The sequence below is a fragment of the Luteococcus peritonei genome (assembly GCF_039526385.1).
In the GTDB taxonomy this organism is placed as follows: Bacteria; Actinomycetota; Actinomycetes; order Propionibacteriales; family Propionibacteriaceae; genus Luteococcus; species Luteococcus peritonei.
The window spans coordinates 179,854-193,662 of sequence record NZ_BAAAIX010000013.1; the positions used below are offsets into that span (position 1 = coordinate 179,854).

Sequence of the window (13,809 nt, forward strand, 5' to 3'; positions counted from 1 at the left end):
GCAGGACCCCGTACCAGCAGGACCAGGCACCACCCCTTGTCACCGACGACCACAGGAGCAGTCATGGACCAGCGAGACCACGAGCAACAGCCCGGCACCCCCACCTGGGCCGACATCACCAGCGCCGATCCCGAGGCCGCCGCGAGCTTCCTCGAGCAGGTGCTGGGCTGGCAGGTGGACGACGGCAACGAGGAGCTGGGCGGCTACCGGGTGGCGATGAGCCAGCAGATGGCCGCCGGCGCGATCGCCCCCGCGATGCCCGCCGAAGGCCAGCAGCACGAGGGCGACGAGACGATCGTGTACCTGGCCACCGACGACGTCGAGGCCAGCTGCGCCCGGATCGACGAACTGGGTGGCCAGGTGGAGTTCGGACCCCACGACGTCGCCGAGCTGGGCCGGATGGCCGTGGCCACCGATCCGCTGGGCAACCGCTTCGGCCTGTGGCAGGCCGGCAGCCTGGGTGGCTTCAGCGCCGTCAACGACCACGGCCTGCCCACCTGGTTCGAGGTGCGCGGCAAGGATCTGGACCGGCTCGGCAGCTTCTACGGCGAGCTCTTCGGCCTGGAGCTGGAGGACCGTGAGGTGAGCGGGCAGCGCTACCTGCTCGGTGAGGAGGTCGGCATCACCGACGCCGAACCGGGCTGGATGGCCTACTACTGGGTGGACGACCTGGACGCCGCGGTGGAGACCGCCCGTGGCCTGGGTGCGGAGCTGGTGGCCGGTCCTGTCGACTTCCAGTACGGCCGGTTCGCGGACCTGCGGACCCCGGGTGGCGCCGCCCTGGGCCTGTTCCACCCCGGCGAGCGTGGCTGACGTTCGCCCCCAGCGGAGCGACGGCCCGGGTGAGGCCCGGGCGCGTCGCCACCGGTGATCCTGTGGCCCGATGGGAGAATGAAGGTGTATCCGTGCGTCCTTCGGCGCTCTTCCCCGGACCAGAAGGAACCGACATGACCGACAACTACTACCGCGAACCCAAGGGCTCCACCGAGGCCACCCAGGTGATGGCCAGCGACGACGTGCGCGCCGCCCAGCAGGCCGCCGCCCAGGCCGAGGCCGACGACGCCGCCGCGCGTCGCGCCCAGGAGCGCGCCGACCGTGACCGGGCCCTGGGCCGGGTGCAGCGCAGCGACGCCCCCGATCCGGTGGCTCCCAGCTACGTCAAGCCCACCACCGACAAGTTCCCCGGCTCGCTGGGCCTGTTCCTGCTGCGCCTGGTGACCGGCGCCATCATGGGCATCCACGGCTTCCAGAAGCTCACCGACATGGGTGCCACCACCTCCTTCTTCAGCTCGCTGGGCCTGCCCTATGCCAACTACCTGGCCTGGGCCACCGGCATCGGCGAGGTGCTGGCTGCCGTCGCGCTGGTCTTCGGTGTGCTGACCCGCCTGGCGGGCCTGGGCACCGCGATCATCGCCATCGGCGCCCTGGCGCTGGTGAAGTGGGGCAAGCAGAACCCCTTCCAGTCGGGCCAGCCCGGCTTCACCGGCGAGCTGGAGCTGCTGCTGGCCGCCGTCGGCCTCGCCCTGTTCTTCCTGGGTGCCGGCCGCTGGAGCATCGACGGCTCGGTGCGCACCAGCCGCAAGAAGGCCAAGCTGGAGCGCTGAACCCCTGAACACCGCGAAGGCCCCGCAACCACATGGTTGCGGGGCCTTCGTCGTGGTGAGGGAGGGATCAGAAGACCGGCTTGCCGCCGGTGACGCCCAGCACGGTGCCGGAGATGTAGCTGGCCTCCTCGCTGGCCAGGAAGACGTAGGCGGCGGCCACCTCGACGGGGTGCCCGGCGCGCCCCAGCGGGGTGTCGGAGCCGAAGCCGCTGATCTTCTCGGGCTGCATGGTGGCCGGGATCAGCGGGGTCCAGATCGGGCCGGGCGCCACGGCGTTGACGCGGATGCCCTTGGGGCCCAGCTCGGCGGCCAGGTTCACGGCCAGGTTGGTCAGCGCCGCCTTCGTGGAGGCATAGTCCAGCAGCGGCTCGCTGGGGGAGTAGGCCTGCACCGAGGTGGTGAAGATCACCGAGTCGCCGGGCGCCAGGTGCTTCTCGGCGGCCTTGACCAGCCAGAAGGGGCTGAAGACGTTGGTGGAATAGGTGCGCTCGATCTGTCCGTCGGGGAAGTCGGCCAGCTGGGTGTGGGTCATCTGGAAGGCGGCATTGGCCACCAGCACGTCGAGGCCGCCCATCTTCTCCACGGCGCGGTCCACCACGCGCTGGTTGGCCTTGGCGGTGCGCAGGTCAGCCTTGATGACATGGCAGGTGCCACCGGCCTGCTTGATGGCCTTCTTCGTGGCCTTGGCGTCCCCGGCCTCCTCGGGCAGGCAGGTGATGGTCACCACGGCACCCTCCAGGGCGCTGATGGTGGCCACCGCTCGGCCGATGCCGGAGTCGCCGCCGGTGATCAGTACCCGCTTGCCGTCGAGCCGGCCGCGGGGCGTCCAGGTGGACTCGCCGTGGTCGGGCTGCGGCTGGAGGTCGGCGGTGGTGCCGGGCCACTGCTGGGTCTGCGTGGGAATCCTGCTGAGCTTCGCGCGCTTGGTCATCAGGTCATCCTGCCGACTCCTGCGGGGACAGGACAACACCCTGGTGGCCGTAGTCTGGGGCGCATGGCGCAAGTGATGGCAGTGAGCTTCGAGCAGTACGGGCAGCTGCACTACCTGGATCCCGGTGCCGGCCAGTGGCGCGTCGGCGACCACGTCCTGTTCCCCACCGAGGCGGGTCCGGAGGTCTGCCAGGTGGTCTGGGCGCCCGAAGAGGTGGACGCCGAGAACCTGGTCGACCTGCCGGTCTGCCAGGGTCGCGCCAGTGCCGCAGACCTGCAGCGCGATGCCGAGAACCGTGCCCGCCGAGCCGAGGCCCAGGCCGTCGCCCGGGAGCTGGTGGCGCGCCATGAGCTGCCGATGAAGGTGGTGGGCGTCGACTGGATCGACCGCGGCACCGACTTCGACCTCATGGTGGCCATCTACTTCACCGCCCCCGGCCGGGTGGACTTCCGCGCCCTGATCGGCGACCTGGCCCGCGCCCTGCATGCCCGGGTGGACCTGCGGCAGGTGGCTGCCCGCGACGCGGCGCGGCTCACCGGCGGGATCGGCTCCTGCGGCCGCGACCTGTGCTGCGCCACCTTCCTGACCGACTTCGAGCCGGTCACCCAGCGCCTGGTCAAGGTGCAGAACCTGCCGCCCAACCCGATGGCCATCCAGGGTCAGTGCGGCAAGCTGATGTGCTGCCTGAAGTACGAGCACCCGCTGTATGCGGACTTCGCCCGCACCGCGCCGGCGGTGGGCGAGAAGGTGGACAGCCCGATCGGCGAGGCCGTCGTGGTGGGCCACCAGGTGCCCGGGCAGAGCGTGACGGTGCGCAACCCGCAGGGCGAGGTGGCGCGCTGCCCGCTGACCGAGGTCTGCGTCACTTCTCGGCGGCGCAAGGAGCGACACTCCAAGCTGCGCCGCTCGGCTGCCGGCCGCGAGCGTGGCGCCGATGGCACTCTGGACGACGACGAGGCGAGGGAGAACCGATGACGAGCACCACCTGGAGCGGCCGTGCGGCCGCCGTCCTGGCCGCGGGGGCGCTGGCCCTGTCCGGCTGCACCCCGACGCGGCCCAGCGGCCAGGAGAGCGCCTCCAGCCCGGCGGCCAGCGGCTCGTCGAGCCCCAGCGGCACCATCCCGCACGAGACGGGTGCCGAGGTGCGCACCACCGCCCAGGACGTCGCCGGCTTCGATCCCGCGGCCCACAAGACCATCCAGCGCTGGACCTCGCCGGACCGCACCACCGTCGCGTCCGAGGCGCAGCCCGAGGGCTTCGCCGCCCCGCCGCCCGGTCAGGGACGCCAGCGCTACCTGGACCAGAAGATCGACTGGAAGAACTGCGACGCCGCCCAGTGCGCCAAGGTGCTGGTGCCGCTCGACTGGGACCACCCGGACGGCCCCGCCATCACGCTGAGCCTGAAGCGCAAGCCCGCCACCAGCGGCAAGGCCGCCGCCACCCTGTTCATCAACCCCGGTGGCCCCGGCGGCTCGGGCACCGAGATGGTGGACACCTTCGCCAACAACAACTTCGAGGACCACGACGTGCTGGGCTGGGACCCCCGCGGCAGCGGCGAGTCGACGCCGGTGCAGTGCGGTACCCCCGCCGAGACCGACGCCTACCTGGCCACCGACAACTCGCCCGACGACAAGGCCGAGTGGGAGGCGCTGGTCAAGGCCAACAAGGACTTCGCCGCCCAGTGCCGCAAGGCCTCCGGCGCCCTGCTGGACCACATCTCCACCATCGACAACGTGCGTGACCTGGACTACCTGCGCGAGCTGGTGGGCGACAAGAAGTTGGACTACCTGGGCATCAGCTATGGCACCTTCATCGGCGCCATGTACGCCGAGATGTACCCGCAGCGCACCGGCCGCCTGGTGCTGGACAGCGCCGTGAACATCACCGAGGACGACTCGGTGATCCAGGCCATGGGCTTCGACCTGGCGCTGAAGAACTACGCCACCTGGTGCGCCCAGACCACGTGCGGCCTGGGTGATGACCAGGCCGCGGTGATCACGTCGGTCACCGGGCTGCTCGGCCAGCTCGACGCCAAGCCGCTCAAGCACGGCAAGCGCGAGCTCACCCAGTCGCTGGGCGTCACCGGCATGGTCACCTACCTCTACTGGGGCGCGCAGGGCTACGAGCCGCTCACCCAGGCGCTGCTGGCGGTGCAGAAGGGCATCCCCGCGGGGCTGGTCTACACCGCCGACGCCATGAACGGGCGCAACAGCGACGGCAGCTACGGCCCGATGGCCTACGCCTTCCCGGGCATCGCCTGCGCCGACTCGGCCGATCCGGGCGAGGCCGGTGCCCGCACCGAGCTGGCCGCCGACACCAAGAAGGCCCCGATCCTGGCGCCCTACTTCGGCCCGAACCTGGCCTGCACCTTCTGGACCGCGCGCCCGGCGCCGCAGATCGACATCACCGGCAAGGGGGCCGCGCCGATCCTGGTGCTGGGCGCCACCGGCGACCCGGCCACCCCGTACCGCAATGCGCAGCTGATGGCCGACAAGCTCGACTCCGCCGTCCTCCTCACCTGGAAGGGCGCCGGCCACTCGGTCTGGGACCTGGGCAATGACTGCGCCAAGAATGCGGTGACCGCCTACGTGAACAAGGGCACCGTGCCCAAGGACAAGACGGTCTGCTGAGCCGCGCTCAGCCCTTCCAGCCGGCCAGGAAGGCGTCCACCTCGTCGCGGGTGGGCGCCGTGGCGGGCCCGCGTCGGGTGATCTTGATCGAGGCGGCGGCATTGGCGCGTCGGGCGGCCTCCACCCAGTCGGGGTTCAGGGTGTACTCGGCCGCCAGCACGCCGGTGTGGCAGTCGCCAGCGCCATTGGTGTCCACCGGCTTCTGCGGGTAGCCGGGCACCCGGGTGGTGGCGCCGGCCAGGTGGACGGCGCAGCCCTCGGAGCCGTCGCGCACGATGGAGACGGCGTCGGTGGGCAGGAAGGCGGCGCAGGCCTCGGCGGCCTCGGCCATGTCGCGCTTCATGGTGAGCTGGTGCGCCTCGTCGGCATTGGAGGTCCACACGGTGGTGCGCTCCAGCATGCGGTGCCGGATCGGGGCGGGCAGCGCGCTAAAGGCGGCGCCCGGGTCCAGCACGACGTGCACGCCCTGCGGCAGGGTCTCCAGCCATTCCAGCAGCGGCTCGCGGGTGGCGGGCAGCGCCAGGCTGTAGCCGGTGACGTTGACCAGGTCGCCCGGCTCGGGGTGGCAGGTGGCCAGCGAGTCGACGCTGATCATCCGCTCGGCGCCCTGGGTGGTGACGAAGGTGCGCTCCGCGGAGGGCTCGATCATCACGAAGCATATGCCGGTGTCGGTCTGCTCGACGGGCGGGGCGGACAGCGTGATGCCCTCGGCGGCCATCACCTCGCGCACCAGGTCTCCGTTGGGGCCGGTGCCATGGGCGCCGGCGTGCACCGAGGTGGCGCCGGTGCGGGCGCTGGCCACCAGGATGTTGGTGGCGCCGCCGGCATAGCGGTTGTGGCTGGTGGCCATGGAGTTGTCGCCTCGCCAGGGCAGGGCGGGGATCTCGACCACCTCGTCCACCAGGGCCTGTCCGGTGTGGATGACGCGCGCCATCGGTGCTCCTTCGCTATGGGTGCGGTCAGCCTAGCGGGCGGCCGGTGGTCGGTTGTGGGGATGATTTGGGTCGACTACGAGCCCAAATCATCCCCACAAACCGTGGCCGCGACCTGAGCCGGCCTGCTCGCTCTGGTGGGGGTGCTGTCCGGCCACTAGTGTCAGGCCTCATGCCGAGCTATGACGACATCGAGTACTACCCGGGCGACCCAATCCTGGGCCTGGCCGACCTGTATGCCGCCGACACCCATCCCCAGAAGGTGAACCTGGGCGTGGGGATCTACCTGGACGAGCAGGGGCGGCTGCCGCTGCCGGAGTGCGTGGAGGTGGCCGAGCGACGCATCGCCGCGAACCCGGCCCCCCGCGGCTACATCCCGATCGGGGGCCTGCCCGACTACGTGGCGCGCACCCAGGAGGTGGTCTTCGGGGCTGATTCGCCGCTGCTGGAGCAGCAGCGGGTGGCGAGCGTGCAGACCCTGGGCGGCTCGGGGGCGCTGAAGGAGGGGGCGGACTTCCTGCGCGGCCTGCTGGGTGCGTCGAAGATGATCATGAGCAATCCCTCGTGGGCGAACCACCAGGCGATCTTCGAGGGCGCCGGCTACGAGGTGGGCCGCTACCGCTACCACGACGACGAGGCGCACGGTGTTGATGTCGACGGGATGCTCGCGGACCTGGCCGCAGCCGAGCCGGGCACCGTCGTGGTGCTGCATGCGTGCTGCCACAACCCGACCGGCTACGACATCGACGAGGCGCAGTGGCGCCAGGTGGCCGAGGGGGCCAAGCGACGTGAGCTGGTGCCCTTCCTGGACATGGCCTATCAGGGCTTCGCCGAGGGGCTGGAGGCCGACCGGGTGGCCATCAGGGTCTTCGCCGAGTCCGGCCAGCGCTTCTGCGTCGGCAACTCGTTCAGCAAGACCTTCGGGCTCTACGGCGAGCGGGTGGGCGCGCTGCACCTGGTCTGCCGCGACGATGAGGAGGCCGTGCGGGTGCGCTCCCAGCTGTGCCGGGTGATCCGCACCAACTACTCCAACCCGCCGACGCACGGTGCGCGGGTGGTCTCCGAGGTGCTGGGCGACGAGCAGCTGCGGGCCTCGTGGGAGACCGAGCTGGCGGGGATGCGGGAGCGGATCCGCCGGATGCGCGAGGCGCTGGTGACCGGGCTGCGCGAGGAGGGCGTCGAGGACATGGACTTCGTTGCCGAGCAGAATGGCATGTTCAGCAACTCTGGGCTGTCGGTGGCGCAGATGCACCAGCTGCGCAGCGACTTCGGCGTCTACGGCACCGACGACGGCCGGATGTGCGTGGCCGGCCTGAACGAGGACAACGTCCAGGTGGTGGCCCGGGCCATCGCCCAGGTGCGCCGCGCGGAGGGCTGAGGCGGCTGGCCGGTGCCCCTCGACGGCTCGTTTCGCGTCGAGGGGCCCGGCCTCGCTATAGTTCTCTCCAGTCCGTTCGCGGGCTGTGCCGCCTTAGCTCAGTTGGCAGAGCAACGCACTCGTAATGCGTAGGTCTGGGGTTCGACTCCCCAAGGCGGCTCCACCAAAGCCCCTCGTCAGAGGGGCTTTTTGCTCGTCTGGATGCGGGTTAGCGGCAGAAATGTGTGCATGGCTTTGGGCGTGTCATGGTCGCTGGCTGCCCCAGCCCTTTTGGATGCCGTTGCCGTCTTCCCAGGAGAAGCTGGTTCCGGGTTGCGGTTCGAGGGGCTCGGCGGTGACCGGGCGGGGTGTGGCTGGCGGTTCACACAGGATCACCAGCGGTTACACCACTTGCCGGGACTTGACCCAAGCCGGTACACGGCCATGCCGTGTCCATGCGCATGCTCAGCCGTTGCCCAGCCCGATTCCGGCTCTTCACAGATGGGGGTGTAGGCCGGTAGCCGGGCCGGGTCGTGACAGGGATCGAGGTCCTTGGATGATGGAAGTTCTCACACAGCCATCGCCAAAGACCTCGACATGGACAACGCTACCTTCACCACCCCTGATCTGACCACGTTCTGCCAGCTTGACGACCTCGGTCTGAGGGTCGTCGGCCAGTGCCTGACCGGCGAGCGCGCTGTCTTGTTGTGTCGCCCGATCGAGCCCGATCACGAAAATGACAAACAGAAGAGTGATTTCGACCCAGCGTTCTACGATTGGATGTTTTGGTGGTATCTGGCGACAATCGACCTGACAGACAAGCTTCTAGCCCGTGAGGGCATAGAATTCACTGATCTCACCGAGAAATAGAGCACAGACTCGGCGCTTAGTTAGCTAACGCACCCCTGTCCCTGGAGGGCCGCCGCCGGCTCGCGGAACGCTGCCAGCACCGCCCGATCGCCCACGTCGCGAAGGAGATTGGGCATCTCCCGCGCCTGCGCCTCCAAATGGGTCAACCGGCACCGCGACCTCGGCGACCCAGGGCTGCTGGACGGCTCCAGCGCCCCACACACCAGCCCCACCCGAACCCCCGACAACGTGATCGAGGAAGCGCTGAAGCTGCGCCGGGCCAAGAAGTGGTCCGCGGCCAAGATCAGCACCGAACTCGCCGAGAAACACGGCTTGCGGGTCTCGACCTCCACGATCCAACGCCACCTACGGCTCCACAACCTGCACCGGCGTCGCTTCCTCGACCTCGACGGCGAGCCCGTGCGGGAACCCCAGAAGATCACGGCCCGCCCGGGCCGAGTTCAACACCATCCGACCCCACGAGGCCTTGGCCTGGAACCGGCCCTCACAGGTCCACCGCGGCCTGCCGACCCGATTGTCCCCAACTTTCCCGAGCCCGAAATCCTGCCAACTACTTGACGCGGGACACCAGGCCGAAGCCAGCCGATGCCTCAACAACATCGAACAAGCCGGGGGAGCCGTCGCATGGCAAGGAGGCCAGGTGATCATCACAGACCGCAGAGGCCGCACCAATCACTTATGATTCGAAGGCGTCAGCTCCCGCCGGCTCAAGCCCGGTCTTGGTCAGACTCCCGACCGAAGGTAGACAAGGCCAATGGTTAGGGGAATCCCGAACACCGCAAACAGGAAGCTGGCGCAGGCCAGATACGGCCGATTGGACCTGATGGCCGTCCAAGTTGCCAGCAAACCTGCCACGGGAATCACCCCCAAAACAACCAAACTCTGGGAAGAGCTAGCCGTGCCCCTCAGGACGAGATAACCGACCGCAGCGCATCCGACGAGAAGGGCTGCTCCGGTTGTCACGGGCCTGTTGGGTGATTGCATGAGGCTCACTTAGGGCTTGCAGGGGGTTGCGGTGAATGCGACCTTGATCGCTGCGGCCATCGCCCGCTCGCGCAAGCCCATCTGACCCGAGAAGCGGTCGATCTCGGCCTTGAGCTGGGCATCGCAGTAGCAGTCAAAGTAGCCACGGGCCGCGTAGCACTTGTCGTGGCGCATGCAGATAGTGTCCAGGGTGTCCTTCGGTGCTGCAGGTCCACTGTGGCCAGGACCGCACCAATTTCCCCAGACAGGAATGGCGGCAGCAGCTGTCCGCGCCGTACCCGTCGAGGACTGGTTCGGCCCGTGGGCCTTCATGTCAGCAGCCAAAGCGTTGTAGCTGTCGCCTGCGGTGAGGACGTACGCACTCTCCCCAGCAGCTTTGGCTTTGGTGGAGTCGAAGTAGTACCCGCCCGGAACGGCAACCAGATGACGTTGGATCCCCCGCACGAGGGAGTCCAGATCAGTGCCCGGCGGCGTGCTCTTGGCCGGAGCGATCGTCGTTGGGCTGGTCGTGGCGATCTTGCTCGTGCGCGGCGAACGCAGCAGAACCCTGAAGGGGGATGGAAACGAGTACGGCAGCAGTCATCAGGACAGGCCGTAGGCGAGAAATCTTCATCAGAACCTATTCTCCTTTGAATAGAAATAGATCTCTCTGCGCGAGAAGTAAAACCTCGGGGGTGAGCCGAACCGCAGCGAGAAGGACCACTGTTCGTGGTTCCGGGAAGCATAGCCCTGGAAGCTAGATCGGGAAGAGCGGCCACCAAACAATCAACAGGCAGGCCGGCGGCGCCTTGGCCCCGCTCACTCACGTCCGTTAATAGTTAGCGCCCCTTGACTTGCCGCTGCACCTGACGCCCCTGGATGCCTTGGGGTGCCTTCTTGGCCTTCGGCGCCTGGCCTGGCGCCTTGGCTACGGCGTCTGCCGCTGGGCGCCCTTGGGCAACGTCGGACCGCAACCGGGCGTCGACCGCTGCCCTGTTCTCGATCCCGTCCAGGCTGTGCGCCAGGGCTTCGCGCCGCTCGGCGCTGTCGTAGGCCACGCCCGCCTCACCGCGCATGTTCTGGGCGGTGGTGTGCTCGTGCTCGTAGTCGGCCCGTGCGGCGTCCCCCACCACTTCGCGCATGGTGTTGTCGTCCACGCGCGGGTCCAACACGTCGATGCCGTGCCGCTCGCGCATGTCCTCGACGAACTCGCGACTGTCCTCGGTGAGACGGGCGAACAGCTGGGCCTCTGCGGCGCGGTCGATCGCGTCGGCCTGGCTGGTCACGCCCACGGCTTCCGCGCGGTCATCGCCTGCCGCGCTCCTCTGCTCGTTGGCCTCGGCGCGGGCACGCTCGGCCCGCTCGATGGCCTCGGACACGGCCACCTGGTCGGGGGCGTCTGACACGTCGATGCCGTAGCGCTCGCGCACCTCGCGCACGATGCGCTCCTCGGCCTGCTTGGCCTCGGGGTCCAGCTCACTCCACGCACGGGCAGTGGTGTACGCCTTGGTCACGTCCTCGCCGCTGGCGGTGTCCCACCACTCGTTGTTGTTGACCGGCGCGAGGGACGCGCGGGCGGCCTCCCGTTCGGCCCTGAGCCGCTCCCCTAGCTCGCGGGCGGCCTGCTCGCTGCGCGCCTGTGCCTCGCGGGACTGGCGTTCCAGCTCGCGGGCAAGTTGTTCCCCGAGCCGTCCGGCGGCCGTCATGGCCACCTGGCGCACGTGCCGTTCGGGTGGCGCCCCACCACCCTCCGGGTCCGGCTGCGCCGCTACCAGTGCACCGGCTGCGGATACATCTGGCGCCAGGACCTCACCTGCGCGGCGAACCCACGCTCGTGTCTGTCGAACGGGGCGTTGCGGTGGGCGTTGGAAGCGCTGGTGGTCAACCACTTGTCGGTGTCCCGCATCGCCGCCGCGCTCAGGGTCGCGTGGAACACCGCCAACGACGCAGTTCTGGCCGAAGGCCAGCGGCTGCTCATCGACAAGCCCGGCCGACTTGACGACGTGACGGTCCTCGGGGTCGACGAGCACGTGTGGCGCCACACCCGCCGGGGCGACAAGTACGTCACCGTCGTCATCGACCTCACACCCGTCAGCACAGGAACCGGTTCGTCGAGGCTGGTGGCGATGGTCGAGGGACGTTCGAAGCAGGCCTTCAAGACCTGGCTCGCGTCGCAGCCGCAGGCTTGGAGAGACCAAGTGAGGATCGTGGCGATGGACGGGTTCACCGGCTTCAAGACCGCCGCCGCCGAAGAACTGCCGAAAGCTGCCACGGTGATGGATCCCTTCCATGTGATCCGGCTCGCTGGGGACGCTCTGGACATCTGCCGCAGGCGGGTCCAGGTCTCGTTGCACGGGTCTCGGAGCCGTAAGCATCATCCGCTCTACCAAGCACGGCGAACTCTTCACACCGGCGCCGATCTGTTGACGGACAAGCAGCAACGCCGGTTGGACGCGCTGTTCGCCGATGACCGCCACGTTGAGGTCGAAGCCACCTGGGGCGTCTACCAGACCATGATCACCGCCTACCGCACCCGCAGCCGCCAGGAGGGGAAGAAGATCATGACTCGCCTGATCGAGGCGATCGGCACAGCGGTCCCCAGCAGCCTGGTCGAGGTCGCCAAGCTGGGCCGAACCCTGACCAAGCGACGCGATGAAATCCTGGCGTTCTTCGACCACCACGGTTCCAGCAACGGCCCCACAGAGGCCATCAACGGCCGCCTCGAACACCTCCGCGGCACAGCCCTCGGCTTCCGCAACCTCACCCACTACATCGCCAGATCCCTCCTGGAAGCCGGCGGATTCAGATCGGACCTACACCCCGAATTGTGAAGGGCCATGACTTCTCCTAGTGGGGTGCTTAGCGCACTACTAAAAGTAGCGGAGGAGGCAGGCCGCAGAGCGGTTGCTCGATTGACCTCTATGGGGTCAAGGCCTCGCTCCGCTCGGCGGCCTGGCTCCCCTCGCTCCGCTCGCACGCCAAGGCGTTAGATCCCAAAGTCCGGCGGTTTGGGGTAATCCCAGCTTCCGTGGGAAATGTAAAACGCAAGGAAGGGGTCAGCGATGTAGAGTCGATCATCTACATAGTCCAGTGCTGCGTCGCTCTTTCCGCGGTTATCTGCGGCGATTTCCTTCATCTTTCCAAGGGCTGATGAAATTTGCTGCAAGGTGGGCGGTTGTACATCGATGATTCCCGCCGAAATAATTCTCCCCAGAGCTTGGGTAGAGATCTCCCGGTCGCCATCCATCTGGGAAATTCCATACAAGATCGCCCCGTAAATATCTGTCGTGACGCCCGACCTGAAGTTTCTTGCAAGTCTGGGCTGCCCTTTGCTGCGTGGACCAGCCTTCAACGCGGAGAAAACTCCTGGCACGTTCCTATTTGCTACACGCCTATAAAACGTGTCGTACTGCGGGGGTGCCCCCACAGGAATTTTTGTTGTCTGTGTCTCTTCGATGCCAGCATCCTCACAGACTTCCAGGCAAAGGAGCTGCATCAATAGCGGTGCCCCGCGGCTCTCCTTGGCGAACTCGCTGATTAGCCCTGAATCATCGGAGATGTTCAACGCCCTGAAGCCGGCCTCTGCAATATACGCGAGTTCGTCCTGTGACCAAGAGGTGATGGGCAGACTCCAAGCGCGGCCGACCATCTCAGGCTCCACTTGCATTACGCGGAAAGCCTCTTGGGGAACGGCGATAAGGATCACTTTGCAGCCTGCGACCAGCCACTTGATCGCGTGAATTAGATCCTCGCGAACGCCTTCGGCAACATAATGGAAATCGTCGATCACGATTCGAGCGTTTCGCGAGTTTAACTCTTTTCTGAGTGCTTGACCGAGGGGGGTCTGGGCAGATTCCGTAATTTCGCCAGATTCCTCAGTTCCACCTCCGAAATCTCCGCCGATGTTGGCCACGCCGGCAGCTCCGAGGTTGCCGCTCACCCTATGAGTTTGAGAAACCCGAGATCCGCTCTTGCGGGAGATGTCTGGCCAGACATTGCAGTGGTCGGCACAAATCTTCCAGAAATCATCGATATTCTTGATGTCGGCACCAGAAATCCAAAGCACGTCCTCTTCAGGGAAGAAACGCTTGATTACTACTGTCTTTCCGGACTTGCTAGGTCCAGAAACGGTGAGAACTGATCCTCGATGGTTCTTGATGAATTTGCCAATTTCCTTCTCGAACTCTTGCGCAGTCCGAGGATTATAGGTCACGTCCGGGTTGCCTCCGGGCGTGAAAACATCTTCCAGTGCCACCGTTACCATGTAGGTAGTCTGTCATGGCCGGGTCTCACTGAACAGAGCTGGCGCGATCTGGGGGAGTGTTGTTCCATCGGTTGTGGTCGGCGCGGGGCTTGGGGCCTTCTGGCTAGCCGTGGCACTGACGCACGGTGCCCCCGCGGTGCCCCTGAATTACCGTCGCGTTCCATGTCTGGCTCTCATCGCCCGTCTGCTGCTCGTGAGGCGAGGTGGCCTGATCCATGGGCTTCGCTTCGCAGGGACAACCTCGTAATGCATAGGTCT

At 67.3% G+C, this 13,809-nt stretch carries 12 protein-coding genes, 1 tRNA gene and 1 pseudogene; 9 read left to right on the plus strand and 5 right to left on the minus strand.

What is annotated here, in order from left to right:
* Nucleotides 1–63: 63 nt before the first annotated feature.
* Nucleotides 64–813 (plus strand): VOC family protein, encoded by a 750-nt coding sequence (locus ABD073_RS05930; RefSeq protein WP_343873009.1) that lies wholly within the window; start codon nucleotides 64–66, stop codon nucleotides 811–813.
* Nucleotides 814–947: 134 nt separating this feature from the next.
* A complete protein-coding gene (locus ABD073_RS05935; RefSeq protein ID WP_343873010.1) occupies nucleotides 948–1,604 on the plus strand; it encodes a DoxX family protein in 657 nt (218 codons plus the stop codon).
* 67 nt (nucleotides 1,605–1,671) lie between these two features.
* On the opposite strand, the gene ABD073_RS05940 is transcribed toward ABD073_RS05935, so the two are convergent.
* The gene (locus ABD073_RS05940) at nucleotides 1,672–2,535 is read right to left on the minus strand and encodes an SDR family oxidoreductase (RefSeq protein WP_343873011.1); all 864 of its coding nucleotides are present in this window, start codon (nucleotides 2,533–2,535) and stop codon (nucleotides 1,672–1,674) included.
* A 63-nt stretch (nucleotides 2,536–2,598) separates the two neighbouring features.
* On the opposite strand from ABD073_RS05940, the gene ABD073_RS05945 reads away from it, so the two are divergent.
* Together ABD073_RS05945 and ABD073_RS05950 are read left to right on the plus strand one after the other, a co-directional pair.
* On the plus strand, nucleotides 2,599–3,510 hold the full coding sequence (locus ABD073_RS05945) for a PSP1 domain-containing protein (protein WP_343873012.1): 912 nt from the start codon (nucleotides 2,599–2,601) through the stop codon (nucleotides 3,508–3,510).
* Nucleotides 3,507–5,165 (plus strand): alpha/beta hydrolase, encoded by a 1,659-nt coding sequence (locus ABD073_RS05950; protein WP_343873013.1) that lies wholly within the window; start codon nucleotides 3,507–3,509, stop codon nucleotides 5,163–5,165. Before ABD073_RS05945 ends, ABD073_RS05950 begins: the two co-directional genes overlap by 4 nt.
* 7 nt (nucleotides 5,166–5,172) lie before the next feature.
* Here ABD073_RS05950 and ABD073_RS05955 read toward each other — a convergent pair whose 3' ends face one another.
* Nucleotides 5,173–6,099 carry a PfkB family carbohydrate kinase gene (locus ABD073_RS05955; RefSeq protein WP_343873014.1) on the minus strand — a complete coding sequence of 309 codons (927 nt, stop codon included), beginning with the start codon at nucleotides 6,097–6,099 and terminating at the stop codon, nucleotides 5,173–5,175.
* Between the two features lie 170 nt (nucleotides 6,100–6,269).
* On the opposite strand from ABD073_RS05955, the gene ABD073_RS05960 reads away from it, so the two are divergent.
* The 4 genes from ABD073_RS05960 to ABD073_RS05975 all read left to right on the plus strand — a co-directional run bounded on the left by ABD073_RS05960 (nucleotide 6,270) and on the right by ABD073_RS05975 (nucleotide 8,882).
* Nucleotides 6,270–7,475 (plus strand): amino acid aminotransferase, encoded by a 1,206-nt coding sequence (locus tag ABD073_RS05960; RefSeq protein WP_343873015.1) that lies wholly within the window; start codon nucleotides 6,270–6,272, stop codon nucleotides 7,473–7,475.
* Nucleotides 7,476–7,562: 87 nt separating this feature from the next.
* Nucleotides 7,563–7,638 (plus strand) — tRNA-Thr (locus ABD073_RS05965).
* A gap of 413 nt (nucleotides 7,639–8,051) precedes the next feature.
* Nucleotides 8,052–8,324 carry a hypothetical protein gene (locus tag ABD073_RS15525; protein WP_386751406.1) on the plus strand — a complete coding sequence of 91 codons (273 nt, stop codon included), beginning with the start codon at nucleotides 8,052–8,054 and terminating at the stop codon, nucleotides 8,322–8,324.
* A gap of 108 nt (nucleotides 8,325–8,432) precedes the next feature.
* Nucleotides 8,433–8,882, plus strand: a complete 450-nt coding sequence (locus ABD073_RS05975; protein WP_343873016.1) for a helix-turn-helix domain-containing protein — start codon at nucleotides 8,433–8,435, stop codon at nucleotides 8,880–8,882.
* A gap of 435 nt (nucleotides 8,883–9,317) precedes the next feature.
* Here the strand turns inward: ABD073_RS05975 and ABD073_RS05980 are convergent, their stop codons facing one another.
* Both ABD073_RS05980 and ABD073_RS05985 read right to left on the minus strand, forming a co-directional pair.
* A complete protein-coding gene (locus tag ABD073_RS05980) occupies nucleotides 9,318–9,482 on the minus strand; it encodes a hypothetical protein (protein ID WP_343873017.1) in 165 nt (54 codons plus the stop codon).
* 644 nt (nucleotides 9,483–10,126) lie between these two features.
* A complete protein-coding gene (locus tag ABD073_RS05985) occupies nucleotides 10,127–10,993 on the minus strand; it encodes a hypothetical protein (protein WP_343873018.1) in 867 nt (288 codons plus the stop codon).
* A gap of 6 nt (nucleotides 10,994–10,999) precedes the next feature.
* Here ABD073_RS05985 and ABD073_RS05990 point away from each other — a divergent pair.
* A pseudogene (locus tag ABD073_RS05990) lies at nucleotides 11,000–12,118 on the plus strand (ISL3 family transposase); the annotation flags it as partial.
* Between the two features lie 155 nt (nucleotides 12,119–12,273).
* On the opposite strand, the gene ABD073_RS05995 reads toward ABD073_RS05990, so the two are convergent.
* Nucleotides 12,274–13,551 (minus strand): hypothetical protein, encoded by a 1,278-nt coding sequence (locus tag ABD073_RS05995; RefSeq protein ID WP_343873019.1) that lies wholly within the window; start codon nucleotides 13,549–13,551, stop codon nucleotides 12,274–12,276.
* Nucleotides 13,552–13,809: the final 258 nt, after the last annotated feature.